Annotated in this window: 24 protein-coding genes; 9 read left to right on the plus strand and 15 right to left on the minus strand. The window is 60.3% G+C overall.

What is annotated here, in order from left to right; genetic code table 11:
• Positions 1-89 precede the first annotated feature (89 nt).
• Together ACA049_RS02945 and ACA049_RS02950 are read right to left on the minus strand one after the other, a co-directional pair.
• Positions 90-620 carry a ferritin-like domain-containing protein gene (locus tag ACA049_RS02945; RefSeq protein ID WP_497332990.1) on the minus strand — a complete coding sequence of 177 codons (531 nt, stop codon included), beginning with the start codon at positions 618-620 and terminating at the stop codon, positions 90-92.
• A 115-nt stretch (positions 621-735) separates the two neighbouring features.
• Positions 736-1638, minus strand: coding sequence for a LysR substrate-binding domain-containing protein (locus ACA049_RS02950; RefSeq protein ID WP_497332992.1), 903 nt, complete (start codon positions 1636-1638; stop codon positions 736-738).
• Between the two features lie 123 nt (positions 1639-1761).
• Between ACA049_RS02950 and ACA049_RS02955 the strand changes: the two genes are divergently transcribed.
• From ACA049_RS02955 to ACA049_RS02965, 3 genes are all read left to right on the plus strand, one after another.
• A complete protein-coding gene (locus ACA049_RS02955; protein WP_497332994.1) occupies positions 1762-2400 on the plus strand; it encodes an FMN-dependent NADH-azoreductase in 639 nt (212 codons plus the stop codon).
• The gene (locus ACA049_RS02960; RefSeq protein ID WP_109627739.1) at positions 2401-2706 is read left to right on the plus strand and encodes a DMT family transporter; all 306 of its coding nucleotides are present in this window, start codon (positions 2401-2403) and stop codon (positions 2704-2706) included.
• Between the two features lie 108 nt (positions 2707-2814).
• Complete coding sequence (locus ACA049_RS02965) at positions 2815-3705, plus strand: alpha/beta fold hydrolase (RefSeq protein ID WP_497332996.1); 891 nt, start codon at positions 2815-2817, stop codon at positions 3703-3705.
• 126 nt (positions 3706-3831) lie between these two features.
• Here ACA049_RS02965 and ACA049_RS02970 read toward each other — a convergent pair whose 3' ends face one another.
• Positions 3832-4719: a DMT family transporter gene (locus tag ACA049_RS02970; RefSeq protein WP_497332998.1), complete on the minus strand. Its 888-nt coding sequence runs from the start codon at positions 4717-4719 to the stop codon at positions 3832-3834.
• Between the two features lie 96 nt (positions 4720-4815).
• Between ACA049_RS02970 and ACA049_RS02975 the strand changes: the two genes are divergently transcribed.
• The 3 genes from ACA049_RS02975 to ACA049_RS02985 all read left to right on the plus strand — a co-directional run bounded on the left by ACA049_RS02975 (position 4816) and on the right by ACA049_RS02985 (position 7255).
• A complete protein-coding gene (locus ACA049_RS02975) occupies positions 4816-5610 on the plus strand; it encodes an AraC family transcriptional regulator (RefSeq protein ID WP_497333000.1) in 795 nt (264 codons plus the stop codon).
• A 64-nt stretch (positions 5611-5674) separates the two neighbouring features.
• A complete protein-coding gene (locus ACA049_RS02980; RefSeq protein WP_497333002.1) occupies positions 5675-5980 on the plus strand; it encodes a PsiF family protein in 306 nt (101 codons plus the stop codon).
• A gap of 261 nt (positions 5981-6241) precedes the next feature.
• Positions 6242-7255, plus strand: coding sequence for an AI-2E family transporter (locus ACA049_RS02985; RefSeq protein WP_109627744.1), 1014 nt, complete (start codon positions 6242-6244; stop codon positions 7253-7255).
• Between the two features lie 116 nt (positions 7256-7371).
• Here ACA049_RS02985 and ACA049_RS02990 read toward each other — a convergent pair whose 3' ends face one another.
• Positions 7372-8646, minus strand: coding sequence for an Hsp70 family protein (locus tag ACA049_RS02990; RefSeq protein ID WP_497333004.1), 1275 nt, complete (start codon positions 8644-8646; stop codon positions 7372-7374).
• A 297-nt stretch (positions 8647-8943) separates the two neighbouring features.
• Between ACA049_RS02990 and ACA049_RS02995 the strand changes: the two genes are divergently transcribed.
• Both ACA049_RS02995 and ACA049_RS03000 read left to right on the plus strand, forming a co-directional pair.
• Positions 8944-9891, plus strand: a complete 948-nt coding sequence (locus ACA049_RS02995) for a DnaJ C-terminal domain-containing protein (RefSeq protein WP_497333006.1) — start codon at positions 8944-8946, stop codon at positions 9889-9891.
• A gap of 23 nt (positions 9892-9914) precedes the next feature.
• On the plus strand, positions 9915-10220 hold the full coding sequence (locus ACA049_RS03000; protein WP_497333008.1) for a chaperone modulator CbpM: 306 nt from the start codon (positions 9915-9917) through the stop codon (positions 10218-10220).
• A gap of 30 nt (positions 10221-10250) precedes the next feature.
• Here ACA049_RS03000 and ACA049_RS03005 read toward each other — a convergent pair whose 3' ends face one another.
• Entirely contained in the window at positions 10251-11378 is a 1128-nt protein-coding gene (locus ACA049_RS03005) for a sensor histidine kinase (RefSeq protein WP_497333010.1), read from the minus strand.
• Between the two features lie 238 nt (positions 11379-11616).
• On the opposite strand from ACA049_RS03005, the gene ACA049_RS03010 reads away from it, so the two are divergent.
• Positions 11617-16533, plus strand: coding sequence for a dermonecrotic toxin domain-containing protein (locus ACA049_RS03010; RefSeq protein ID WP_497333012.1), 4917 nt, complete (start codon positions 11617-11619; stop codon positions 16531-16533).
• A gap of 75 nt (positions 16534-16608) precedes the next feature.
• Here the strand turns inward: ACA049_RS03010 and ureC are convergent, their stop codons facing one another.
• The 10 genes from ureC to urtB form a co-directional block, all read right to left on the minus strand.
• Positions 16609-18309: an urease subunit alpha gene (ureC, locus tag ACA049_RS03015; protein ID WP_497333014.1), complete on the minus strand. Its 1701-nt coding sequence runs from the start codon at positions 18307-18309 to the stop codon at positions 16609-16611.
• 160 nt (positions 18310-18469) lie between these two features.
• Entirely contained in the window at positions 18470-18778 is a 309-nt protein-coding gene (locus ACA049_RS03020) for an urease subunit beta (protein WP_109627750.1), read from the minus strand.
• Positions 18778-19311, minus strand: a complete 534-nt coding sequence (locus ACA049_RS03025) for a GNAT family N-acetyltransferase (protein WP_497333016.1) — start codon at positions 19309-19311, stop codon at positions 18778-18780. Before ACA049_RS03025 ends, ACA049_RS03020 begins: the two co-directional genes overlap by 1 nt.
• 6 nt (positions 19312-19317) lie before the next feature.
• The gene (locus tag ACA049_RS03030) at positions 19318-19851 is read right to left on the minus strand and encodes a GNAT family N-acetyltransferase (RefSeq protein WP_497333018.1); all 534 of its coding nucleotides are present in this window, start codon (positions 19849-19851) and stop codon (positions 19318-19320) included.
• A 9-nt stretch (positions 19852-19860) separates the two neighbouring features.
• Entirely contained in the window at positions 19861-20163 is a 303-nt protein-coding gene (ureA, locus tag ACA049_RS03035; protein WP_007907366.1) for an urease subunit gamma, read from the minus strand.
• Positions 20164-20301: 138 nt separating this feature from the next.
• Positions 20302-21141: an urease accessory protein UreD gene (locus ACA049_RS03040; RefSeq protein ID WP_497333020.1), complete on the minus strand. Its 840-nt coding sequence runs from the start codon at positions 21139-21141 to the stop codon at positions 20302-20304.
• A 30-nt stretch (positions 21142-21171) separates the two neighbouring features.
• Positions 21172-21870 (minus strand): urea ABC transporter ATP-binding subunit UrtE, encoded by a 699-nt coding sequence (gene urtE, locus ACA049_RS03045; protein ID WP_497333022.1) that lies wholly within the window; start codon positions 21868-21870, stop codon positions 21172-21174.
• A gap of 105 nt (positions 21871-21975) precedes the next feature.
• Entirely contained in the window at positions 21976-22845 is an 870-nt protein-coding gene (gene urtD / locus ACA049_RS03050) for an urea ABC transporter ATP-binding protein UrtD (RefSeq protein WP_497333024.1), read from the minus strand.
• On the minus strand, positions 22842-23921 hold the full coding sequence (urtC, locus tag ACA049_RS03055; protein ID WP_497333026.1) for an urea ABC transporter permease subunit UrtC: 1080 nt from the start codon (positions 23919-23921) through the stop codon (positions 22842-22844). Before urtC ends, urtD begins: the two co-directional genes overlap by 4 nt.
• Positions 23921-25423, minus strand: a complete 1503-nt coding sequence (gene urtB, locus ACA049_RS03060) for an urea ABC transporter permease subunit UrtB (protein WP_497333028.1) — start codon at positions 25421-25423, stop codon at positions 23921-23923. Before urtB ends, urtC begins: the two co-directional genes overlap by 1 nt.
• Positions 25424-25495 lie beyond the last annotated feature (72 nt).

The raw sequence follows: 25495 nt of genomic DNA on the forward strand, positions 1-25495 counted from the left end.
GGGCGCCTTCGCGGGCAAGCCTCGCTCCTACAGGGGAATATTGATCCAATGTGGGAGCGAGGCTGGCCGCGAAAGCAATCTGACAGGCGCTAAAGATCTTTCAGGATGTCGGCCATGTCATCCGCATGCTCTTCTTCCTGCGCCAGGATGTCTTCGAAGATGCGTCGTGTGGTCGGGTCTTTTTCGCCAATGTACTGGATGATCTCGCGGTAGCTGTCGATGGCGATCCGCTCGGCGACCAGGTCTTCGTAGACCATCTCTTTAAGAGAATTGCCCGCCACGTACTGCGCGTGGGAGTTTTTCGACAGCAGGTCAGGGTTGAACTCCGGCTCACCGCCCAATTGCACGATGCGCTCAGCCAGACGGTCGGCGTGCTCGGCTTCCTGGGTCGCGTGCTCGAGGAATTCACCGGCGGCGACGTTGGCTTTCAAGCCGCTGGCCATGAAGTAGTGGCGCTTGTAGCGCAACACACAGACCAGTTCAGTGGCCAGCGATTCGTTGAGCAGGCGCAGCACTTCTTCACGGTCGGCGCTGTAGCTTTCGGTCACCGCGCCGTTCTCGACGTTCTTGCGGGCCCGTTCGCGAAGGGTGGTTACATCGGACAAATGCATGTCACTCATCTCGTTCTCCTGGAGGCTAATCCGGTTTGCGTCACCTTCTGGGGAAGTGATCGCTACTTAAGGTGTGAGTGACGGGCGTTGCGAAAAGTTTTATGTAATTTGGCAGTCGAAGCGATCACGCCAAAGCATGCCCGGACAGCAGCGCCTCCTCGCGCAACCACGCAAAAAACGCGCGCACCGGCGGGTGTCGCTCACGTCCCGGCACACAAAGCGCGCTGTAGCCGGCGCCATCCACCTGAACGTCGCCCCGGTAAGCCACCAGCAAACCGCTGGCCACGCTTTCCGACACCAGAATGTTGCTCGCCAGCACCAGGCCTTGCCCGGCGATCGCCGCTTGCAGGGCGTAATGCTCTTCGTCGTATTCACGGACCGCCGGTTGCCCCGCCAGCCAAGTCTCGCCGGATTGCGCGCACCAGGCCTCCCAGCCGTGGGCGTACAGTTTGGAGTTGTGCCAGCGCACGCTGATCAGCGCGGGCACTCGGTCAGCCGCCAGGGCCACCTGCTCGGGCGAGCCATAGACGCCGAACGATTCGTCGAACAGGCACAGCCCATAAAGGTTCGGGTAGTCATCCAGGCTGTAGCGCACCACCAGATCGACGCTGGCGTCCTGATGCAAATCGATGACCTCGCAATGGGTATCCAGGCGCAGGCTGATGTTCGGATGACGGGCGTAGAACCGACCCAGGCGCGGAACCAGCCACAGCGCCGCGAAGGCGGCCGTGGTGGAAATCGTCAGGCTCGCGCCACTGCGTTGCGGGCGCAGGGTGTCGACGCTTTGCGCCACTTCCAGCAAGGCGCCGTGCAGGCTGCGAAACAGCCGTTCGCCGCAGTCGGTCAGGCGTACTTGCCGTGGCAGCCGCTCGAACAGCGGGACGCCAAGCCAGCTCTCCAGCGAGCGGATCTGATGGGACACCGCCGTCGGCGTCACCGAGAGTTCTTCGGCGGCAGCCTTGAAACTCAACAGGCGCGAGGCGGATTCGAAGGCCCGCAGGGCGGTCAGCGGCAACGAGGCAAACATTCAACAACTCCATGGATGAAATGGATTCATCCAGACTGATTTCTGCTCATTTGAAGAAGGGCGGCCATGCGCTTCAAGCTGCAAGCCACAAGCAGTTCGAGTTTAGCCCTTAAGGAGATTCAGATGAGTAAGATTCTTGCTGTCCACGCCAGCCCTCGCGGCGAGCGGTCTCATTCCCGGCGCCTGGCTGAGGTGTTTCTTTCAGCCTGGCAGGCGCGTAACCCTCAGTCGCAGCTGACCCGCCGGGAAATTGGCCGGGCGCTGATTCCGCCAGTCAACGAGGCCTTCGTGGCCGCTGCTTTTTACCCCGATCCGGAGGCGCGACCGTTGTCGATGCAGGCCGACCTGGCGTTCAGCGACGAATTGGTCGGCGAGTTGCTCGGCCACGATCTGCTGGTGATTTCCACGCCGATGCACAACTTCAGCGTACCCAGCGGCCTCAAGGCCTGGATCGACCAGATTGTGCGGCTCGGGCTGACGTTCAATCACACCCTGGACAACGGCGTGGCCCAGTACGAACCGCTGGTGCGAGGCAAAAAAGCCCTGATCGTCACCAGTCGCGGCGGTTTCGGTTTTGGGCCGGGCGGTGAGCTGGAGGCGATGAACCATGCCGATCCGTTGTTGCGCACCGCGCTGGGGTTCATCGGCATCACTGACATCACCGTGGTGGCCGCCGAGGGCGAAGAATCTGCCGCACGCACCTTCGAGATTTCGGCGGCCGAGGCTGAACAGCAACTGCTGACGCTGGCCCGGGAGTTCTAGATGGCCTGGCTGTTTCTGCTGATCGCCGCCGGGTTCGAAGTCACCTTCGCCATGGGCATGAAGTACGCCGAAGGCTTTACCCGACTGTGGCCTTCGCTGATTACGGTGGTCGCCGCAGTAGGTGGAATTTACTTCCTGACCCTGGCCATGCGCGAGTTGCCGGTGAGCATCGCCTACCCGATCTGGACCGCCATCGGTTCACTGGGCACGGTGTTTCTCGGCTTTGCGCTGCTGGGCGAAAGCCTGACGGCGCTCAAACTGGTGTCGGTGGGGCTGATCGTGGCGGGCGTGGTGGGGCTGAAGTAGGGCGGATGTCATAGACTGGTCGTCGAGTTGTCATCTTGGGTGGCGATGCTTGGCTGACGTCTTGCATCGCGCCTTGCTTCATCTCACCGATCACAAGGATGTTCGCCCATGTCGCAAGGTTCCGCTACGCGTTACCCGTTGGTGCTGGTCCCGGGAATGCTCGGGTTTATCCGTCTGGTGCTCTATCCATATTGGTACGGGATCATTTCAGCGTTGCGCCGGGGTGGGGCAACGGTGTTTGCGGTGCAGGTCTCGCCGCTCAATTCCAGCGAGGTGCGCGGCGAGCAGTTGCTGGCGCGGATCGAAGAGATCCTGCGGGAAACCGGGGCCGAGAAGGTCAACCTGATCGGTCATAGCCAAGGCTCGCTCACGGCCCGTTACGCAGCCGCCAAACGCCCGGATCGCGTGGCGTCGGTGACTTCAGTTGCAGGGCCGAACCATGGCTCGGAACTGGCGGATTATTTGGAAAAACACTACCCGGCAGACACCGCGAAAGGTCGGCTGCTGGCGGTACTGCTGCGGCTTATCGGCGCGTTGATGAGCCTGTTGGAAACCGGTTATCGCGGCCCGAAATTACCGGTGGATATCCACGCGTCCCACGAGTCCCTGACGAGTGCAGGCGTGGCGGCGTTCAATCAGCGTTATCCACAGGGACTGCCGGAAACCTGGGGCGGGCACGGTCCGGAAGAGGTCAACGGCGTGCGCTATTACTCGTGGTCCGGGACCTTGCAGCCGGGCAAGACGGATCGCGGCGGTAACCTGTTCGACGGGACGAATCGCAGCTGCCGGTTGTTTGCCAGGACGTTTGTGCGCGAAACCGGGCATTGCGACGGGATGGTCGGGCGTTACAGCTCGCACCTGGGGACAGTGATTGGTGATGAATATCCGATGGATCACTTCGACATCGTCAATCAGTCGCTGGGGTTGGTGGGGAAGGGAGCTGATCCGGTGCGGTTGTTTGTCGAGCATGCGGCGCGGTTGAAAGCGGCCGGCGTGTAGGCGTCAGTTAGACCGCGTTATCGTTCTTCGCGGGCAAGCCTCGCTCCTACAGGTTTTGAGTCGTGCCCGGAATCGGCGACCGACACAAAACCTGTAGGAGCGAGGCTTGCCCGCGAAAGCGTCGGCTCAGGCAACACTAACCTTACGGCCGAGCACGGTAGTCCAGCGCTCCGAAAGCACCACCCCACCCAACGTCAACACCCCACCCACCAGGTGATACAGCGCCAGTTGCTCATGCAGCACCACCGCCGCAATCAACGCCGTTATCAACGGCAGCAAATTGAAAAACAGCGTGGTCCGGCTCGGTCCCAAACGCACCACGGCCTGCATCCACGCCAGCGGCGCGACCATCGAAGCCAGCAGACAGGCGTAAAGCACCAGCGGAATATTCTGCAAGGTCGGCCCGACCTTTGGTGAAGCGACAAACAGCGGAAACAGCACCACCACCGCCACCAGTACCTGCAAATACAACAACACCAGCGGCGGCAGGCGCAGCTGCCATTTCTTCAGCAGGGTGCTGTAGATCGCGTAGGCCAGGGTGGCGATGAGCATCATCGCATCGCCCAGGTTTATCCCGTGCTCGAGCAATGCGCCGAGGCTGCCGGACGACACCACCACCAACACCCCGGCAAACGACAACACCGCGCCGGCCAATGCGCCCGCTGTCAGGCGTTGACCGAGGCTGACAATCGCCATGGCCAGCGACATCAAGGGCATCAGCGACAGAATGATCCCCATGTTGGTGGCCGACGTCAGCGTCGCGGCGAAGTACGCCAGGCTCTGATAGACCGCCATGCCCAGCACGCCAAGGATGAAAATCCTGCCCAGGTTCGGGCGGATCTGCGGCCAGTGCGCGATCACCGGTTTGAGCATGAACGGCGTGAACAGAATCCCGGCCAGCAGCCAGCGGTAGAAACCAATCTCGGCGGGGAAGATCGCCCCGGCTGACATCTTGGTGATCACGGTATTGCCGGCCCAAATGAAAATGGCCAGCAGGGGATAAGTGTATTGCATCAGGGAAAACCAGAACGTTAATGAAGGGCGATTATCTCTTGTCTGGATGCGAGCCTATACTTCGATCCAGACAACCTGCCCCCGATGACGGACAGCATGAACAGTAAACACATCGACCTGCTGGATTTCAGCGAGTTGCCGGCCCCGGTCTACTTTCGCTACGCCGACTTTGACGCGCACCGTTTTGCCTCGGCTCATCGTCATCCGTGGGGCACGCTGGAGTATTCAGCCCACGGCGTGCTGCACATGGACATCGGGGGCAGCCGCTTTATGTCGCCGCCGCAATACGCGGTGTGGGTGCCGCCGCAGACGGAGCACAGTTTCTACAGTAACCAGCCGATCAACTATCGCGCAGTCTGTCTGGATCCGCTGTTGTGTCGCGATCTGCCGCAACAGGCCTGCACGCTGGCGATCAGCGACATCCTCAAGGCCATCCTCAAGGATTTCGCCGCCCGCGATGTGAAGATTCCCGAGCAAGAGGCGGACAAGCGTCTGGCCCAGGTGCTGGTGGATCAGCTGCAACAGGCACCCATTCATGAGTGTTACTTGCCCTATGCCAGTAGCCCGGGATTGCTCGGGATACTGGAAGCCTTGCAGGCCGAGCCCGGCGATAACCGACCTTTGGCAGACTGGGCTGCGCAAATCCATGTCAGCGAACGCACCCTGGCGCGGCAGTTTGTCCGCGAGTTGGGCATGAGCTTCGGCGAGTGGCGGCAACGCTTGCGGTTTCTGGCGGCCATCGAAGCGCTGGACAGTCACCGCAGCGTTCAGGAGATTGCCTTCGACATGGGCTACAGCACCGGCTCAGCCTTTATTGCGATGTTTCAACGTCAGGCCGGGTGTACGCCGGAGCAGCATCGACGCAGCCACCTTGAGAGCAGGAAGGTGTAACAGGCGTTGTCTACACTCCTGATTGAGGTCGCGCCCCTCGGCGCGGCAACAAGGAGAAAACTCCATGAAGATGTTGCGTGCCCCGTTGTTGATGATCGGTTTGCTGCTCTGCTCCCAGGGCTTCGCCGCCACTGAGCAACAGAACAAGATGACCACCTGCAATGCCGACGCCACTGCCAAAAGCCTCAAGGGCGACGAGCGCAAAGCCTTCATGAGTACCTGCCTCAAAGCCGCACCGGCGGCCAACGACGCAAAAGCCCTGACCCCTCAGCAAGAGAAGATGAAGACCTGCAACGCCACCGCCGCCACTCAGGCGCTGAAGGGCGATGCGCGCAAAGCCTTCATGAGTGATTGCCTGAAGAAAAAATAAACAGCTCGGTCATGGGTAAGGTTGGAGGCTTGTAGCGGCTGTGCCGGCCCCTTCGCGAGCAAGCCCGCTCCCACATTCGATCGAGTTCTTCCAGATGGAATGCGTTCGAATGTGGGAGCGGGCTTGCTCGCGAAGGGGCCGGCATGAACGCTGCAAGAAACCGCTGAGCCCCCGACCAAGGTCGACCTACACAATCTCTAGTGCTGGCATCCGAACGCTGGCAGACTGCCAATCCTTTTACGCCGTTCGTTTTGAGGCTGTATGCCAACGTTTTCTCAACGCCAAGTTTTGCTGCTGATCAGTTGGGTCATCATCTTTGGTGGTTTGCTGCTGGTGATCCCGCTGCGACTGCTGCCCAGCCTGCTGGCCGGGTTGCTGGTGTTCGAACTGGTCAACATGCTCACCCCGCAATTGCAGCGGCTGATCGAAGGTCGGCGCGCGCGCTGGCTGGCGGTGGCGTTGTTGGGGACGTTAGTGGTCAGTGTGTTGACGCTGATCTTTGCCGGCGCCATCAGCTTTTTGCTGCACGAGGCGGAAAACCCCGGGGCTTCCCTCGACAAATTCATGCACGTGGTTGACCGTGCGCGCGGGCAACTGCCGCCGTTCATCGACGCCTACCTGCCCGCCAGTGCCGCCGAGTTCCGCGTGGCCATCGGCGAGTGGATGAGCAAACACCTGAGCGACTTGCAACTGGTCGGCAAGGACGCGGCGCACATGTTCGTGACGCTGCTGATCGGCATGGTGCTCGGGGCGATCATCGCCTTGCAGCGCATACCGGACCTGACCAAGCGCAAGCCCCTTGCCGCCGCGTTGTTCGACCGCTTGCACCTGCTGGTTCAGGCGTTTCGCAACATCGTGTTCGCGCAGATCAAGATTTCCCTGCTCAACACTTTCTTCACCGGGATCTTCCTGGCGGTGATCCTGCCGATGTTCGGCATCAAGCTGCCGCTGACCAAAACCCTGATCGTGCTGACCTTCCTGCTCGGCCTGCTGCCGGTGATCGGCAACCTGATGTCGAACACGCTGATCACCATCGTCGGCTTGTCGCTGTCGATCTGGGTCGCCATGGCGGCGCTGGGTTATCTGATTTTTATCCACAAGCTCGAGTACTTCCTCAACGCGCGCATTGTCGGCGGGCAGATCAGTGCCAAGTCGTGGGAGTTGCTGCTGGCAATGCTGGTGTTCGAGGCCGCGTTCGGCCTGCCGGGGGTGGTGGCGGGGCCGATTTATTACGCGTACCTGAAGAGTGAGTTGAAGCAGGTGGGGATGGTTTGATCCGGCATTTGTAGTGCCTGACAAGCACCCTTCGCGGGCGAGCCTCGCTCCTACAGAGATCGCGTCAATCCTGTAGGAGCGAGGCTTGCCCGCGAAGGGCTCGGCTCGGTATTAGATCAATCCATCGTGCCGTAACGCTTCATCGCTTCAATCGCCAACCCGCTACCAATGCTGCCGAAGATATTCCCCTCAACATGCCGAGCATTCGGCAACATCGCCGACACGCTGTTGCGCAGCGCCGGAATCCCGCTCGAACCGCCGGTGAAGAACACCGTGTCGACCTGATCGACGCGCACATTGGCGTCGTTCAGCAGTTGGGTCACGCTGTTACGCACGCGCTCCAGCAAATTGTCGATGGCCGATTCGAACAGCGCCCGGCTCAGCTCCACGCTCAAGCCCGGCTCGATACGGTCCAGCGGCACATGGCGGCTTTCGGTATGGGTCAGCTGGATCTTGGTTTCTTCCACTTCCATGGCCAGCCAGTGGCCGGCGCGTTGGTCGATCAGCTTGAACAAGCGATCGATGCCGCCGGTGTCTTCGATGTCGTAACGCATGCTGCCCAGGGCCAGGGTCGATTTTTGCGAGTACACCGAGTTGATGGTGTGCCAGGTCGCCAGGTTCATGTGGTGGCTGGTCGGCATGTAAGCGCCGCTCTTCATGCGGCTGCCGTAGCCGAACAGCGGCATCAGGCCTTGCAGGCTCAGCTGCTTGTCGAAATCGGTCCCGCCAATGTGTACGCCGCCGGTGGCGAGGATGTCATCGTGACGGTTGTCGTGGGTGCGGCGCTCCGGGGACAGGCGCACCAGCGAGAAGTCGGACGTACCACCGCCGATGTCGACGATCAGCACCAGCTCTTCCTTTTCGATGGTCGACTCGTAGTCGAACGCCGCCGCAATCGGTTCGTACTGGAACGACACATCCTTGAAGCCGATGGCGCGGGCCACGTCTACCAGGGTGTTCTCGGCTTCCTGGTCGGCCATCTCATCGTCGTCGACGAAGAACACCGGGCGACCCAGCACCACTTCATCAAACTCCCGACCGGCGGCAGTCTCGGCGCGCTTCTTCAGTTGACCGATAAACAGCCCGAGCAGGTCCTTGAACGGCATCGCCGTGCCGAGGACGCTGGTGTCGTGCTTGATCAGCTTGGAGCCCAGCAGGCTCTTGAGCGAGCGCATCAACCGGCCTTCGTAGCCTTCCAGGTACTCGTGCAGCGCCAGACGGCCGTACACCGGGCGGCGTTCTTCCATATTGAAGAAGACCACCGAGGGCAGGGTGATCTTGTCGTCCTCCAGCGCGATCAGCGTTTCCATGCCGGGGCGCAGCCAGCCGACGGTGGAGTTGGACGTGCCGAAGTCGATACCGCAGGCACGGGCTGGAGATGCGTTTTTCATGTCTTTCGAGTTCCGGTTAAAAAACGGCCGCGCAGTGTATGTCAGTGCGGCGAATATTCGAAGGCCGACTATCCGCTAAATCTCGGTGATTGGCGCCTTGTAAAGATGGCGAGATGCCCCAAACTTGTCTGCATTGCAGCTGGCAGCCCCTGGACGGTCGCAAGAACCGTCCACCGCTGCCGATAAACTTCTGATGCGCTGCCCGGTCACAACCTTGAGATCGGTCAACCCGCCGTCTGCCAAAGAGCGCAGACTGCCGGTGGCGGCGCGATATCGATAACGGATGGTGATCCTTAGATGGACTTCAAAGACTATTACAAGATTCTCGGTGTGGAACCGACCGCGGACGATAAGACGATCAAGGCGGCTTATCGCAAGCTGGCGCGCAAATACCACCCCGATGTCAGCAAGGAAAAAGACGCCGAGGCCAAGTTCAAGGACGCCTCGGAAGCCTATGAAGCGCTGAAAAGCGCCGACAAACGCGCCGAATACGACGACTTGCGCAAATATGGCCAGCATGGCCAACCGTTCCAGGGGCCGCCGGGTTGGCAGGGTCGTGGCGGCGGTGGTTTCGGTGGCGGTCAGGACACGGGCGATTTCTCGGACTTCTTCAGTTCGATCTTCGGCAACCGTGGTCCTGGTTTTGGTGGTGGGCAGTCAGGCCGCAGCGCCGGGCGTCGAGGGCAAGACGTGGAAATGGAACTTGGGATTTTCCTGGAAGAAACTCTTTCGAACGAGTCGAAGAAGGTCACCTTCCAGGTGCCGCAGTACAACGCTGCCGGCCAGCACGTCAGCAACACCAGCAAAAGCCTTAACGTGAAAATTCCGGCCGGCGTGACCGATGGTGAGCGCATCCGCCTCAAGGGCCAGGGTGCGCCGGGTGTCGGTGGCGGCGCCAATGGCGACCTGTTCCTGATCATTCGCTTTGCGCCGCACCCCAAGTTCGACGTCGAAGGCGAGAACCTGATCATCACCTTGCCGCTGGCACCGTGGGAACTGGCGCTGGGCACCGAAGTGGCAGTGCCTACACTGACAGGCAAGATCAACCTCAAGGTGCCGGCCGGCAGCCAGAATGGCCAGCGCATGCGCGCCAAGGGACACGGTCTGCTGAACAAGGCGGGCGAGCGCGGCTATCTGTTCGTGCAATTGAAGGCGGTCATGCCCAAGACCTCGAGCGATGAGGTCAAGGCGTTGTGGCAGCAACTGGCAGAAAAAGCGGCGTTCAACCCGAGAGAAAATTTCTGATCCAAGAGACGGAGTAGCCCATCATGAGCAACCCCCTGATCGTTCAACTGGACATGGCAGAATTCTGTGAGGCGACCGACCTGTCGGACGTCTACGTGATCGAAATCGTCGAGCACGGCATCCTCGAACCTCAGGGCGAGCAGCCCAAGGATTGGCGTTTCAACGATTATGAACTGGCCCTGGCCAAGCGCGCCGCCAAGCTGCGGCGCGATCTGGAACTGGAGTGGGAAGGCGTCGCCCTGGCGCTGGACCTGCTGGAAGAAGTTCAGCAGCTACGGGCCGAGAACCGGATGCTCAAGCAGCGGTTGGGGCGGTTGGTGGTCGAGTAACCCCACCACACCCCGGCTCCTATAACGGTTTCAGGCCTTGCGGGGCAACACCACGGTAAACAGCGTGCCATCCGCTTCACTGGACGTTACCTCAATCGTCCCGCCGTGCGCATCGACCACTTCCTTGACGATAAACAACCCCAGGCCAAGGCTGGTGGAGGGCTGACCGAGTTCCTCGTCTGCGCTGCGCACCAGCGGATCGAAAATCGTGCCGATCGCGTCTTCGGAAATCGGAGCGCCGTAGTTATGCACCGTCAGGCGCACCGTGTCTGGCTCGCCTGTCAGGGTCAGCGTCACATCACGTTTGTTCAAACCATGCTGTAAAGCGTTACCGATCAGGTTCTGCAACAGTTGTCTCACCCGTCCGGCATCCCAGACACCTCGCAGGTCGCCCACCACGTTGACCGTCGGATCGCACTCCGGATTACCAGCGCAGGCTTCGGCTATCGCCGCCTGTACGGCATTGGCCAGGTCCATGGGCGCCGGTTCGATCGGCAGGCTTTTACCCAGACGACTGCGTACCAGTTCGAGCAAATCACTGACCATCGCCGCCATGTGCCGCGCGCCGTGCTTGATGTTGACCGCGCAGGCCAGCGCATCGCCTTCCAGCGTGGCTTTGCGCAGAAGCAGTTCGGTGGACATGCTCACCGCTTGCAACGGTGCGCGCAGGTCATGCCCGAGTATCGCCAGAAAGATGTCCCGCGAACGATTGACCTGTTCGGCATAAGCAGCGGTCGATTCGGCAAGGGCTTCGTCGATCGCTTCGTTGAAACGGATCATGTCCTGGAAGTAGGCCAGGTCCGGCGACTCCAGGCTGCCGACCCACAACCGAATCACACAGGCCCGCAAGTGGCGGAACTCGCTGGTCATCTGCACCAGGTCGAAGCCCACGGTGTGCCGCAATTCCCCATGACTGGCGCCGGCCTCGTCCAGGCTCGGGGTTTTTTCCGGGCCTTCACCCTTGGCCTTGGCCATCTGTTCGCGGGTGGTTTGCGCGGTGGTCATGTCTCGCGCCGCGGCCAACAAAATCGCCTTGGCGTGATCGCGCAGGGCGACCCGGTCCATGTTTTCGGCGGCCGGGGTGATCGTTCTGGCGAACTGTTCCCATTCATCGACGATACGGTCCACGTGTTGCCTGATGAATTCGGATAAGCGCATGGCCGTTACCTGACTGGAAATTCTGGGCATCTTAGCCTCTTTACCGATGGGTAAGAACTACCGCTGACAAACCGGATCATGCCTGTGCTTTGTGCGGGTGGTATTTAGTTATTGTTTAGATTCTGAAGTTGGATGTTGTTGTGTGTTTTGTCGCTGTTTTGCAGCAATTATTTGGACTTTTGTTTTTGCCGGCATTGAATAAGCTGGGTGCTCTATTGACCGCATAAGGATATGCGCAATGAATGAATTTTCAGACGATCCACTTGTTGATGTTTATCCAGAAGTAAACGCCGGCGAGAACATTTATGCGAATTATCTTGCAACTAAAGTTCCCGGCGTCATTAAAAAAGCGTCCCTGGCGAGACGGGTATCGACTGCAGATCTGAAGCCGGACTTCCCCGAGTGGTACGTAAAGGCCAGCGCCATCGATCGTCTCTATCTCAAGGAACTCATCGATGAGCGTTGGCGATTGCAAGACAGTCTGGATAACACCCTGGGTGATTTACAAAAGGACATCCATGCATTCGCTAAACCCTTGCTCGTTAAAGCGCTGAAAGAAAAGCTGAACCTGACACTGGATGTCCACGCAACGACGGTGCGGCTTTATATTCCCGCGCTCCTGGGTTTTGGCATCGACACCCATACCAGCCGGCTCAGGCAGTCCACCCTGCTGGAGGCTGCGCTGCACAACTTCGAGGACGCTGAAACCCGTGCAGGCGCTTTTCGCGATGGCTCCGGTATTTTCACCACCGATGCCGAAGGGGCCCCGAAACGCCATTCGCTGACCCTCGAGAGCTTTGCCAGCCTCTGCCGGAATCTGGATCTCGGTGCGCAGTATCAGCGGCACATTAACGGTTTGCTGAACCCCGCCGGGGTTGATGCGAAGGCGTCCATCGAGCAGCACTTTATCGGCACCGAAAAGGCTGCGTTCAATGAATCAGCGATGATTGCGTATTTGAAAGGGACTATTACTTCTTATGCGTATGGCAAGTTACAGCAACTGCGGGATAGTCAGGCGAACATCACGCTGAATAATCGCCAGTTACACGCTCATCGATTGTCCCTGTTGGGTGTGAAACTGTCGGGCATCGTGTTGTTCAGTGCGGTGGCTGATCCAAAGCAAATCAAACAAATCTATGACGAACTGGTTCCAACACATCAACGAACAATGCTGGAGTGGTCGCGCAAACTGGATATCTTGCCCGGGCAGGAGTTTGACCAGTTCAAACTGCTCAAGGCGTTTTTTTCCAATGGTCCTTCCGGTGTTGTTGAAGAGATGCTGCGCAGGGACGATATCGACAAACAAAGTCGACTGGACGGGACCCTGATCGCCTACGTGCCCGACGACCCTGATCATCCCTTGAAAGAATATGCCTCCTTCACCGATTTCATGAAGGAGCTGACGAGCCAGCTTCGCTCGTCGGACTATCAACAATTTTTCAGCCGATTCGTACCGCAAAAAGACAAGGGCGGGTTTTTCGCTCGCGTAAGGGAGCGCTTCAATACCTTTACCTGGCATCAGCGCGAACCGTTGAGCATGGGGCCCTGGTGGCGCGAAACTGCAGTTGAAAACCCCAATGCGGAGCCGATCACCAATGTGATTGAGGGCGCACTCTGGCCTCAGCTCGGTCGATGGCGCTGTGACAAGGCCATCGCGGATTCGCGACACATTGCCGTTCCCACGGGTGATGAAGATGCCAATGTTCGCTGGAGGCGACTGAACAGTTATCTGAACATCGGCTGGAACGTGTTCAACTTTGGCGCGATGCTGGTGCCGGGCCTGGGAGAAGCCATGCTGGGCATCATGGTCGGGCAAATGCTGCTTGAAACCATGGAGGGCATCGAAGACTGGAGCAAGGGCGACAAGGAAGAGGCGGCGGCACTCCTGACCGGTGTCCTGATCAATGCTGCCCAGCTGGCAATCATGGCGGCAGGGCATGTCTTGCCGGCGGGCGCAGCGGCAGCGGTCAAGCCTTCGCCTTTTGTCGACCAGTTGAAGCCAGTCGTACTCGCTGACGGCAAGACCCGTTTGTGGAACCCGGACTTGAGCGCGTACGAGCATCCCGTCAGTTTGAGCCCTGATTCGAAGCCAAATGAACGCGGCCTTCACCTGCACAACGACCAGGAGTTCCTGTCGCGCGACGGCAAGGCCTTCGCGGTGCAAGACGATCCACTCACGGGCGAACCGCGAATCCGTCATCCGCAGCGTCCGACGGCTTACCAGCCAAAACTCGAGCACAACAATGCCGGTGCCTGGCACACCGAACTCGACCATCCCATCGAATGGACCACCGCCGAACTCATGTGTCGATTGGGGGCGAAGGGCGAAACGTTCGATGAGGCGACGCTTGAACGCAACCGCATCGCCAGTGGGGTCGAAGCCGACGTATTGCGACGCCTGCACGTCGAAAACGAAGCGCCACCGGCGTTGCTGGTCGACACTATCGATCGGTTCAAGGCATGGGCGGATACGGGGAAGCTGCCCGAGCACGGTTTGCCGCGTTCAAACAACGCTGGCGTGCTGGTGCTTCAGGATGCTTTTGCGCAATTGCCCACTCGCGTGGCCGAGGAGCTGCTGGCCGCCGCTGATCCGGCCGACTTGCGAGTACTTGCCGAACACAAGCGTATTGGCCTGCACCTCAGGCAACAGGTACGCACCGCCTTGCTGGAGGTGCGCCTGGCGCGCGCCTATGAAGGGCTGTTCCTTGATTCCCTGCATGCTGCGGATACGGAAAGGCTGGCGCTGCGTACCCTTGAAACCTTGCCAGGCTGGCCCAGCGATGTGCGCATCGAAATTCGCGAACATTCGTTCACTGGCCACTTGCGTGACAGCATGGGTGCCGAAGACGCGTCCGTGCGCAAAATCCTGGTCAGCACGGATGAGGGTTATGAAACACGCAGTGCTGAAGACGATCACCTGCACGGTGCCGATGACCTGTTTTCCTCGGTACTGCATGCCCTGCCTGACGCCGAACGTAAAGCACTGGGGTATGAGATCAATCAAGGCGCGACACTCAAACGTACCGTTCAAAATGCACCGTTGGCGCGAGACACGTTCAGGCCGATGCTTGCTCAAAATCCTTTGCGCAAGCCTGCCTATGATCCCGAGACCATGAAGTTGCGCGGCGGTATGCCGTTAACTCATGGCATTCGGCGGCTCACCGGACGACTGACGCTACAGGAGCGAGTCAGGAGCGTGCGGCCCGGGTGGACGGAGGTTGAGGCCCAGGCTTATCTGGACGGCGGTGGCAGCGAAGCGAATCCGGAGCAGCGTGCAAGCGCACTGGAAGCGGAATTCAACCGCCTCAACGCCAACTTTCAGCGCTGGCTGAATTCGCCGATGGAAGCGTACAGGTTCAGCCCTTCCGGCGTTGCCGAATGGCAGTCCAGAAACAAACTCTACAAGGCCATTCGGCAGTGCTGGCAGCAAACCGGACCCAGGGATGTGGATTCATTCGGAAATCTGCAGGGGACAGTGCTTGACCTCAGAGATATGCCCATGGGGCGGCACTTGGGGACCATGCCGCCTCTGGAAGCCAATTTTCAACACGTGACCTGCCTGAACTTGCTGGGCACTGAAATGACCGACGCACACGTCTCCTTTCTTGATCATTTCCCCCAACTCCGTTCGATCAACCTTACCGGCAACCGGCTCACGCAATTTCCCCGTGCCGTGGGGCGAATGCGTGGGCTGACCGAGTTGTACCTCGGCGATAACCGCATTGTGCTGGATGCGCAGGGAGCTACGTATTTGAGATGGCTTACCCGGCTCCAAAGTCTGGATCTTCAGGGAAACACGCTGGGTCGAGTGCCGGATATCGGCGGTATGCGCATGCTGCATACGGTGATGCTGGGTGAGACGGGTATTGATACCTGGCCGGACGGATTGTTTTCTCAACCCCGCTTCCGGCATTTTTACTTGAATCTGCAACGCAATGAACTGACGGTAATCCCTCGCGCTACGCCCGGCTCTGTCGGGGCAGAATTGTTGGCACGGACGGTAGTGAGTCGGGACCCGCAGTGGATGTCGGCCGATACTCTGAACACACTCAGAAACTACATCAGGTCCGTCGGCCTGGACCCCGATCGTCCGTATCCGCCCCGTGGTGTGCGCGACAGCCTTGATTGGGAGGAAGGCCTGACTCGATCAGATTGGGTCGCCAAACAGGCGATATGGAACAGTGTCGAGGACGAATCCGGTTCGGTGTCTTTTTTCAATCAGATCAGGAAGCTCACTGAGTCCAGCCATTTCAAAAGCGACCGCGCATTCAGAGTGGACATGACGAGCAAGCTCTGGCGAATGCTGGAAGCGATGTCCAAGGACAGTGGCTTGCGGCGCAATCTGTTTGTCATGGGCAAGGACGAGGTCACCCAGTGTGTGGATGCCGGGGCGCAGTTGTTCAATGCCATGGGTGTGGAGGTGCTGATCCACGAAGCTTATGCGCTGGCGAGTCCAAGCCTGGTGGAGGCCGACCTGGTTCAGCTTGCCAGAGGCAAATCCCGTCTGGATGAGTTGAGCCGGATTGCCCACAAAGTGGTCGCCGAACGACTGGAGAGCGGTGAGCAATTCAGGGCAGTCGATGCCAATGGCCAGGTTTCGGGGACCATCGATGAGGTCGAGGTGCATCTGGGCTACATGACGGACTTGGCGGAGCGACTGGACTTGCCTTGGCAATCCCGTGACTTGCAGTTTCGTACGCACTCCGGCGTCACGCCTGCGATGATTGAGAGTGCCTATCGGCGTGTGCTGGACCTGGAATCCGGGGATTTGCTGCGTGATTCCATCGTTGGGCAGCCCTTCTGGGCGTCTTATGTCCAGGGCTCGAATCGCAGCGCGTTCAAGGTCTTCCGACGCCGAATCGATGCAACGACGGAGTTTTACATGGCGCTTGATAAGCGCGCGACCGAACCGGATCTTTCGCCTGAGGCAAAGGCCGGCCTGAAAGAGGAACTGAGGGTGCTCGCCGCAGAGCTGGATAAACCGGAAAGCGAGATTGCCCCGGGGCAGGTCATGACTGACGACGCCTATTGCGTCGAGCTGGACTCGATCAACACCGAGATCAAGACACTGCTCAAAACCCTGACTCAACAGGCGATGGATCGGGCGAAGCTGCAAAGGGTGGAGATTCCCTTTACGGTCGAACCGGGTAACTGATTGACCTGACGATACAGCCACCCCGGCACGAAGATTGACGCCCTTCGTGCCGGGTTTTTTATGCCTGACCGGACATCAAAACAGGAAGTAGCGCTGGGCCATCGGCAGCACATCCGCGGGTTCGCACCACAGCAGGACGCCGTCAGCCTTGACCTGGTAGGTCTGCGGATCGACATCAATGTCCGGTAAATAGTCGTTGTGAATCAGATCGGTTTTCTGCACCTCGCGGCACCCTTTGACCACTGCGATTTTCTTCTTCAAACCCAGGGCTTCAGGCAGACCGGCCTCCTGCGCGGCCTGGCTGATAAACGTCAGGCTGGTGGCATGCAGCGAGCCGCCGTAGCTGGCGAACATCGGACGGTAGTGCACCGGTTGCGGCGTCGGGATCGAGGCGTTGGCGTCGCCCATCAGGCTCGCCGCAATGGCACCGCCCTTGAGGATCAGTGTCGGTTTGACGCCGAAAAACGCCGGGCGCCAGAGCACCAGATCCGCCCATTTACCCACTTCGACCGAACCCACTTCATGGCTGATGCCATGGGTGATCGCCGGGTTGATGGTGTATTTGGCGATGTAGCGTTTGGCGCGGAAGTTGTCATTGCCCTCGCCATCGCCCGGCAGTGGGCCGCGCTGTTTTTTCATCTTGTCGGCGGTCTGCCAGGTGCGCGTGATGACTTCGCCGACACGGCCCATGGCCTGGCTGTCGGAGCTGATCATCGAGAACGCGCCGAGGTCGTGCAGGATGTCTTCGGCGGCGATGGTTTCGCGGCGGATGCGGCTTTCAGCGAAGGCCACGTCTTCGGCAATGCTCGGGTCCAGGTGGTGGCAGACCATCAGCATGTCGAGGTGTTCGTCGATGGTGTTGCGAGTGAACGGCCGAGTCGGGTTGGTCGAGCTCGGCAGCACGTTGGCAAAACCGCACGCCTTGATGATGTCCGGTGCGTGTCCGCCACCCGCGCCTTCGGTGTGATAGGTGTGGATGGTGCGGCCCTTGAAGGCGGCGAGGGTGGTTTCGACGAAGCCCGACTCGTTCAGCGTGTCAGTGTGGATTGCGACCTGCACGTCGTATTGGTCGGCGACGCTCAGGCAGTTGTCGATGCTCGCTGGCGTGGTGCCCCAGTCTTCGTGCAGCTTGAGGCCGATGGCGCCGGCCTTGACCTGCTCGATCAACGGTTCCGGCAGGCTGGCGTTGCCCTTGCCGGTGAGACCGATGTTCATCGGGAACGCATCGGCAGCCTGGAGCATGCGCGCCAGGTGCCACGGCCCGGACGTGCAGGTGGTGGCATTGGTGCCGGTGGCCGGACCGGTGCCGCCACCGATCATGGTGGTGACGCCGCTCATCAGTGCCTCTTCGATCTGCTGCGGGCAGATGAAGTGGATGTGGGTGTCGATGCCGCCGGCGGTGAGGATCATGCCTTCCCCGGCGATCACTTCGGTGCTGGCGCCAATGGCGATAGTCACGTTCGGCTGCACGTCTGGATTGCCTGCCTTGCCGATGCCAGCGACGCGTCCGTCCTTGAGGCCGACATCGGCTTTGACGATGCCCCAGTGGTCGATGATCAGTGCGTTGGTGATCACCGTGTCGACGACTTCGGCGGCTAAAAGCTGGCTTTGACCCTGGCCGTCGCGGATGACTTTGCCGCCGCCGAATTTCACTTCTTCGCCGTAGGTGGTGAAGTCTTTTTCCACTTCGATCCACAGCTCGGTATCGGCCAGACGGACCTTGTCACCGACGGTGGGGCCGAACATGTCGGCGTAGGCTTGTCTTGAGATTTTCATGCGCATGCCTTGAGATTCAATTGTGTTTGAGACCGCTCGCATAGCTCGCTATCGCAGCCTCGCTCCGCTCGACAGCTCCTACAGGTGTTCACGCAAGTGCGTGGTTGCACGCGGTCCTGTAGGAGCTGTCGAGTGAAACGAGGCTGCGATCTTTTGATCTTTAATCGAGGTCGCCCATGATCCTGCCGGCAAACCCGAACACCCGGCGATGTCCGGCGAGGTCGACCAATTCAACCTCGCGACTCTGCCCCGGCTCGAAGCGCACGGCGGTGCCGGCGGGGATGTTCAGGCGCATGCCGCGGCTGGCCGCGCGGTCGAAAGTCAGGGCGTCGTTGGTTTCGAAGAAGTGGTAATGCGAGCCGACCTGGATCGGCCGGTCGCCGCTGTTGGCCACTTTCAGGCTGACAGTGCGGCGGCCCACATTGAGTTCGATGTCGCCGGGCTGGATCTGGTATTCACCGGGAATCATCAATGGGCTCCCTGAAGAATCTTGTAGTAGAGGGCGGTCGGTTTGTACTGGCCGCTCGGGTCGCAGGCGTAGTCGGGGATTTCACCGGCTTTGGTGTAACCCAGGGCTTTGTAAAAGTCCTCGGCGGGGGAGCCGGCTTCGGTGTCGAGGAAGAGCATGCCGCGTTTGTGCTGGAGCGCGGCCTGTTCCAGCGCGCTCATCAACTGTTGGCCCAGCCCCCGGCGGCGCGCATGTTCACGCACCAGCAACTTCTGCACTTCAGCCCGGTTCAGGCCATTGGCTTTCTGGCACAGCGTCAGCTGCACGCTGGCCTGCACTTGCTCGTCCTTGACCACCACCCACAGCAGCACGTTGCCCTTGTTCAGGTTGTCCTGAACGTCATCGAAATAGGCGCGGGCCTGGGTTGCATCCAGATTGGCCATGAACCCGACACTGGCGCCATAGCCGACGGCGTCGAGCAGCAAATCAATCAAACCCTGACGATAGTGCGCAAAGCTTTCAACATTGACGCGGCGCAGTTGAGCAGCGTTCATCGGCAATTACTCCTTGTGGGCGGGCGGCGGCTCCGCGCCAGGATTGAGGGTCAGTTGCATGAAGGTCAGGTCCAGCCAGCGGCCGAATTTGGTGCCCACCTGTGGCATCTGCCCGGTGGTCACAAAACCGGCTCGTCCATGCAGGCGAATAGAGGCGGCATTGCCGCTTTCGATGGCGGCGACCATCACATGTTTGTCGCAGCCTTTGGCGCGTTCAATCAGCGCCGTCATCAATTGCGGACCAAGACCATTGCCACGCTGGTCGCTACGTACGTAAACAGAATGCTCGACGGTGTGGCGGAAACCGTCGAACGGCCGCCAGTCACCAAATGAAGCGTAGCCCAGCACCGTGTTATCACCGTCGACAATCACCAGGATCGGATAGGCCTGGGCTTGCCGGGCACTGAACCAGGCCTGACGATTGCCCAGGTCCACGGCCTGTTCGTTCCAGATCGCCGTGGTGTTGAGTACGGCGTCGTTGTAGATGTCGCGGATCGCCGGCAGGTCGGCGTGCAGCGCATCGCGAATTTGATAGCTCATGACGCGTCCTCAGGCGATGGGTTGGTGAACGGTGACCAGTTTGGTGCCGTCGGGGAACGTCGCCTCTACCTGGATTTCCGGGATCATTTCCGGGATGCCTTCCATCACTTGTTCGCGGCTGAGCAGGGTGGTGCCGAAGTGCATCAGCTCCGCCACGGTCTGACCGTCGCGAGCGCCTTCGAGCAGCGCCGCAGAGATGTAGGCCATGGCTTCCGGGTAATTGAGTTTCACGCCGCGCGCCAAACGCCGCTCGGCCACGAGGCCGGCGGTGAAGATCAACAGCTTGTCTTTTTCGCGTGGGGTCAGGTCCATCGTTGGAATCCATCTGGGCAGATAAAAAAGGCTTTCCGTAGGAGCGAGGCTTGCCCGCGAAGGGTGCGCCTCGGTTTAACGGGGAGACCGCGTAATCGTTCTTCGCGGGCAAGCCTCGCTCCTACAGGGTATTGGTGTTCAAGTGCTCCATATTCTGGGTGGGAGGGCTTCTCGGCCGAGTAACGCAGGCCGCAGCAAACGCCACAAATCGATTAACCAGCCCCGCGCCAAAAGCGCTTCACTGGCCAGGCAGCGGGCGACTAAAAGCCCCGGCAATTGGGTCAGATCTCCGCGCACGTCATGGGGCAGCGAACGGCAGCGCTCCAGCAAATCACTGTCGATGTCCCCCGTCACCAGCAACGTCGCAAACACCGGTTGTCCATCCAGGCCAATCGGCGAGTCGAGCAAGCCATCATCCCCGACAATGCGCTGGCGTTCGTGCCAGAGCAACTGGCCGTCGCGGCGGATATCCAGTTGCGCCTGAAAGTGACCGAGGTCGAAGCGCTCGCCACTGGCCGGCCGGCCCAGGGCCACAACGTCCCAGTAAAACAACCGGGCGTCGCCCTCCAGATCAATGGCGGTGCTGAGTTCGGCCTGAGCGTCGCTGAAGATGATCGTCTCTTGCGGCAGCCATTCCAGTGTCGCACCGGTCGCCACTTTCAACTTCAGCTGCTGATAGGCGGGCCCCGCCGCGCGATACCATTTGGCGGCACCCGGGCTGGTGATTTGTGCCCAGGCCTGGCTGCCGACGCTGGCGCTGATATCCAGCCGATCACCGCCGGCAATGCCGCCCGGCGGGTGAACGATGATGTGTTGGCACACCTCGGGCCCTTCGGCATACAGGTGCTTCTGCACCCGCAGCGGGCCTTTGTGTCGACGCTGGACCGGGCGCGTGCTGTCGCCGAAGCGGGCGTAGCCCAGTTCCAGCTCGGCGTGCCAGCTCGGGGTAAACAGGGCAGTGGGGAGAGGTAAATTCATGGTTTCTAATTATCGTCAGGACGCTGCAGATTAGATCGTTACCAGACCACGCACACCTTCGGCTTCCATATTTTCACCGCGACCTTGCTGCACGATCTCGCCCCGGGACATCACCAGGTACTGGTCGGCCAGTTCGGCGGCGAAATCGTAGAACTGCTCGACCAGCAGAATCGCCATGTCGCCCCGGGCTGCGAGCTTCTTGATGACCATGCCGATCTCCTTGATCACCGACGGCTGGATGCCTTCGGTGGGCTCGTCGAGAATCAACAGCCGTGGACGACTGGCCAGTGCGCGACCGATCGCCAATTGCTGTTGCTGGCCGCCGGACAAGTCACCGCCGCGTCGTTGCTTCATTTGCAGCAGCACCGGGAATAGTTCGTAGATGAACGCCGGGACTTCCTTGGCTTCAGCACCAGGAAATCGTGACAGGCCCATCAGCAGGTTTTCTTCGACAGTCAGCCGGCCGAAAATCTCGCGTCCCTGTGGCACATAAGCGATCCCGGCATGCACCCGTTGGTGCGGCTTGAACGTGGTGATCGGCTTGCCTTCCCAATTCACCGCGCCCTCTTTGGCGGGCAGCAAACCCATCAGGCACTTGAGCAGGGTGGTCTTGCCCACACCGTTGCGCCCCAGCAGACACGTGACTTCCCCGACCTTCACGTCAAACGTCAGGCCCCGCAGGATGTGGCTACCGCCGTAATACTGGTGCAGCTTGTCGACTTGCAGCATCTCAAATTCCCCTCAAATCCCGTGTAGGAGCGAGGCTTGCCCGCGAAGGGGACCTCAAGGACGCCAAAAGCTTCGCGGGCAAGCCTCGCTCCTACGGGAGCAAAATCATCGACCGAGATAAACCTCGATCACCCGCTCGTTTTCCTGCACCTGTTCCAGCGACCCTTCCGCCAGCACGCTGCCCTGGTGCAGCACGGTGACGTGGTCGGCGATGGAGCCGACGAAGCCCATGTCGTGTTCCACCACCATCAGCGAATGCTTGCCGGCCAGGCTCTTGAACAGCTCGGCGGTGAATTCGGTTTCGGCGTCGGTCATGCCCGCCACCGGCTCGTCGAGCAACAAGAGTTGCGGGTCCTGCATCAGCAACATGCCAATTTCCAGAAACTGCTTCTGACCGTGGGACAACAACCCCGCCGGGCGATTGACCGAGGCCGTCAGGCGAATGGTTTCCAGCACCTCGCTGATGCGGTCTTTCTGTTCGCCACTGAGGCGAGCCCGCAGGCTGGCCCACACCGACTTGTCGGTTTTTTGCGCCAGCTCCAGGTTCTCGAACACGCTCAAGGCTTCGAACACCGTCGGCTTCTGGAACTTGCGACCGATGCCGGCCTGGGCAATCTGTACTTCGCTCATCGACGTCAGGTCCAGGGTTTCCCCGAACCAGGCTTTGCCGTGACTGGGGCGGGTCTTGCCGGTGATCACGTCCATCAGCGTGGTCTTGCCCGCGCCGTTGGGGCCGATGATGCAGCGCAGTTCGCCGACGCCGATGTACAGGTTCAGATCGTTGAGCGCCTTGAAGCCATCGAAGCTGACGCTGATGTCTTCCAGGGTCAGGATCGTGCCGTGGCGTGTGTCCAGGCCGGGGCCGACACGTTGCCCGAGGCCGATGGCGTCGCGGCTGCTGCCGGCATCCTTGTTGGGCTCTACGGGGAAAAACGCCGGTTCGAGCATGAATTCAGCCGTCGCAGTGACTCTCATTGCTCACCTCTTTTTTTCAGCAGGCCGATCACGCCTTTGGGCAAATACAAGGTCACGACAATGAACAGCGCGCCGAGGAAGAACAGCCAATACTCGGGAAAGGCCACGGTGAACCAGCTCTTCATCCCGTTGACCACCCCCGCTCCGAGCAGCGGACCGATCAGCGTGCCGCGACCACCGAGGGCGACCCAAACGGCGGCTTCAATGGAGTTGGTCGGCGACATCTCACTCGGGTTGATGATCCCGACTTGCGGCACGTACAGCGCACCGGCCAGACCGCACAACACCGCGCTCAACACCCACACGAACAGCTTGAAACCACGCGGATCGTAACCGCAGAACATCAGACGGTTTTCCGCATCCCTTAGCGCCGTCAGCACCCGGCCGAACTTGCTCTGCGCCAGGCGCCAGCCGATGAACAGACTCGCCACCAGCAACACCACTGTGGCAAAGAACAACACCGCGCGGGTGCCCGGTTCGGTGATGCCAAAGCCAAGAATCGTGCGGAAGTTGGTGAAGCCGTTGTTGCCGCCAAACCCGGTTTCGTTGCGGAAAAACAGCAGCATTCCGGCGAAGGTCAGGGCCTGGGTCATGATCGAGAAATACACGCCCTTGATCCGCGAGCGGAAGGCGAAAAATCCGAAGACCAGCGCCAGCAAACCCGGGGCTAATACCACCAGGCACATCGACCACAGGAAGCTGCTGGTGCCGGTCCAGTACCACGGCAATTCGGTCCACGACAGGAAGGTCATGAACGCCGGCAAGCCATCGCCCGACGCCTGGCGCATCAGGTACATGCCCATCGCATAACCGCCGAGGGCAAAGAACAGACCGTGGCCGAGGGACAGCAGGCCGGCGTAACCCCAGACAAGATCCAGCGCCAGGGCGACGATGGCGTAGCAAAGAATCTTGCCCACCAGCGTCAATGTGTAGGCCGAGACGTGAAAAACGCTGACGGGCGGTAGCAGCGAGAGTAGCGGCAACGCCAGCAACAGAACGAGGATCACCGCGCCAACCGCGATCGTGACTTTGGGTCCGGCTTTTTGTGTGGCGGTAACGAGCAGGGGCTGGTTCATCAGTCGATCACCCGTCCTTTCAGTGCGAAGAGGCCTTGCGGACGCTTCTGGATGAACAGAATGATCAGCGCGAGGATCAGGATCTTGCCGAGCACGGCGCCGATCTGCGGTTCGAGAATCTTGTTGGCGATGCCCAGGCCGAACGCGGCCAGGACGCTACCGGCCAACTGCCCGACGCCGCCGAGCACCACCACCAGGAACGAGTCGATGATGTAGCTCTGACCGAGGTCCGGGCCGACGTTACCGATCTGGCTGAGCGCCACGCCACCGAGCCCGGCGATGCCTGAGCCGAGGCCAAACGCGAGCATGTCCACACGCCCGGTCGGCACGCCGCAGCAGGCGGCCATGTTGCGGTTCTGGGTGACGGCACGCACGTTCAAACCCAGGCGCGTCTTGTTCAGCAGCAGCCAGGTCAGCACCACCACAAACAGGGCGAAGGCGATAATCACGATGCGGTTGTACGGCAGCACCAGATTCGGCAGCACCTGAATCCCGCCCGACAACCACGCCGGGTTGGCCACTTCAACGTTCTGCGCGCCGAACATCAGTCGTACCAGTTGAATCAGCATGAGGCTGATGCCCCAGGTCGCGAGCAGGGTTTCCAGCGGGCGGCCGTAGAGGTGTCGAATCACCGTGCGTTCCAGAGCCATGCCGATCGCGGCGGTGACAAAAAACGCCACCGGCAAGGCGATCAACGGGTAGAACTCGATGGCTTGCGGTGCGTAGCGCTGGAACATCAGCTGCACCACGTAGGTCGAGTACGCGCCGAGCATCAGCATTTCGCCGTGGGCCATGTTGATCACGCCGAGCAGGCCGAAGGTGATCGCCAGCCCCAATGCCGCGAGCAGCAGAATCGAGCCCAATGACATACCGCTGAAAGCCTGACCGAGCATCTCGCCGATCAGCAGTTTGCGTTTGACTTGCGCGAGGCTGGTTTCGGCGGCGGTGCGCACAGTGGCGTCGGCTTCAACACCGGGTTGCAGCAGACTTTCGAGTCGGGTGCGCGCCAGCGGATCGCCGGTTTCACCGAGCAGACGCACCGCTGCCAGGCGCACGGCGGGATCGGTGTCGACCAGTTGCAGGTTGGCCAGGGCCAGGCTCAATGCGCCATGGACACTTTCATCTTTTTCGCCAGCCAGTTGCTGGTCGAGGAATTTCAGCTGCGCGGGTTTGGCGCTTTTCTGCAATTGCTGCGCGGCAGCCAGACGGATTTTGGCGTCGGCGGCGAGCAATTGGTGGCTGGCCAGTGCGGTGTCGATCAGACCCCGCAGGCGATTGTTCAGGCGCAGGGTTTTCGGTTGGCCATCGACGGTCAACGCGCCTTGTTGCAGGGCGTTGATCAATTCGATACGGGCCGGGTCGGGCTGCGCGGCCCAGGACTCCAGAAGCTTGGCTTGCTGCACGGGGTTGGCGGCGACGAAGTCTTCGGCGTCGCCTGCATGCGCGGCCATCGGCAGTAAAAATGCGATGGCGAGGATGAAGCGGTAAAGGGCAGTGGGCATAGAAAGTCGCCTTGCACGGACTAAATGTGGGAGCGGGCTTGCTCGCGAATGCGGTGGGTCAGGCGACTCAAA

The sequence above is a fragment of the Pseudomonas sp. LBUM1662 genome, assembly GCF_059695915.1.

Excerpts from the sequence above, each read along its gene's own strand:
- urtE (WP_497333022.1), bottom strand. The coding sequence starts at position 21,870 with ATGCTGCAAGTCGACAAGCTGCACCAGTATTACGGCGGTAGCCACATC.
- urtD (WP_497333024.1), bottom strand. The coding sequence starts at position 22,845 with ATGAGAGTCACTGCGACGGCTGAATTCATGCTCGAACCGGCGTTTTTC.
- ACA049_RS02960 (WP_109627739.1), top strand. The coding sequence starts at position 2,401 with ATGGCCTGGCTGTTTCTGCTGATCGCCGCCGGGTTCGAAGTCACCTTC.
- ACA049_RS03005 (WP_497333010.1), bottom strand. The coding sequence starts at position 11,378 with ATGCGCTTATCCGAATTCATCAGGCAACACGTGGACCGTATCGTCGAT.
- ACA049_RS03030 (WP_497333018.1), bottom strand. The coding sequence starts at position 19,851 with ATGAGCTATCAAATTCGCGATGCGCTGCACGCCGACCTGCCGGCGATC.
- ACA049_RS03020 (WP_109627750.1), bottom strand. The coding sequence starts at position 18,778 with ATGATTCCCGGTGAATACCAGATCCAGCCCGGCGACATCGAACTCAAT.
- ureA (WP_007907366.1), bottom strand. The coding sequence starts at position 20,163 with ATGGACCTGACCCCACGCGAAAAAGACAAGCTGTTGATCTTCACCGCC.
- urtC (WP_497333026.1), bottom strand. The coding sequence starts at position 23,921 with ATGAACCAGCCCCTGCTCGTTACCGCCACACAAAAAGCCGGACCCAAA.
- ACA049_RS02950 (WP_497332992.1), bottom strand. The coding sequence starts at position 1,638 with ATGTTTGCCTCGTTGCCGCTGACCGCCCTGCGGGCCTTCGAATCCGCC.
- ACA049_RS02965 (WP_497332996.1), top strand. The coding sequence starts at position 2,815 with ATGTCGCAAGGTTCCGCTACGCGTTACCCGTTGGTGCTGGTCCCGGGA.
- ACA049_RS03010 (WP_497333012.1), top strand. The coding sequence starts at position 11,617 with ATGAATGAATTTTCAGACGATCCACTTGTTGATGTTTATCCAGAAGTA.
- ACA049_RS02975 (WP_497333000.1), top strand. The coding sequence starts at position 4,816 with ATGAACAGTAAACACATCGACCTGCTGGATTTCAGCGAGTTGCCGGCC.
- ACA049_RS02970 (WP_497332998.1), bottom strand. The coding sequence starts at position 4,719 with ATGCAATACACTTATCCCCTGCTGGCCATTTTCATTTGGGCCGGCAAT.
- ACA049_RS02955 (WP_497332994.1), top strand. The coding sequence starts at position 1,762 with ATGAGTAAGATTCTTGCTGTCCACGCCAGCCCTCGCGGCGAGCGGTCT.
- ACA049_RS02990 (WP_497333004.1), bottom strand. The coding sequence starts at position 8,646 with ATGAAAAACGCATCTCCAGCCCGTGCCTGCGGTATCGACTTCGGCACG.
- ACA049_RS02945 (WP_497332990.1), bottom strand. The coding sequence starts at position 620 with ATGAGTGACATGCATTTGTCCGATGTAACCACCCTTCGCGAACGGGCC.
- ACA049_RS02980 (WP_497333002.1), top strand. The coding sequence starts at position 5,675 with ATGAAGATGTTGCGTGCCCCGTTGTTGATGATCGGTTTGCTGCTCTGC.
- ACA049_RS02985 (WP_109627744.1), top strand. The coding sequence starts at position 6,242 with ATGCCAACGTTTTCTCAACGCCAAGTTTTGCTGCTGATCAGTTGGGTC.
- ACA049_RS02995 (WP_497333006.1), top strand. The coding sequence starts at position 8,944 with ATGGACTTCAAAGACTATTACAAGATTCTCGGTGTGGAACCGACCGCG.
- ureC (WP_497333014.1), bottom strand. The coding sequence starts at position 18,309 with ATGAAAATCTCAAGACAAGCCTACGCCGACATGTTCGGCCCCACCGTC.
- ACA049_RS03040 (WP_497333020.1), bottom strand. The coding sequence starts at position 21,141 with ATGAATTTACCTCTCCCCACTGCCCTGTTTACCCCGAGCTGGCACGCC.
- ACA049_RS03025 (WP_497333016.1), bottom strand. The coding sequence starts at position 19,311 with ATGAACGCTGCTCAACTGCGCCGCGTCAATGTTGAAAGCTTTGCGCAC.
- ACA049_RS03000 (WP_497333008.1), top strand. The coding sequence starts at position 9,915 with ATGAGCAACCCCCTGATCGTTCAACTGGACATGGCAGAATTCTGTGAG.
- urtB (WP_497333028.1), bottom strand. The coding sequence starts at position 25,423 with ATGCCCACTGCCCTTTACCGCTTCATCCTCGCCATCGCATTTTTACTG.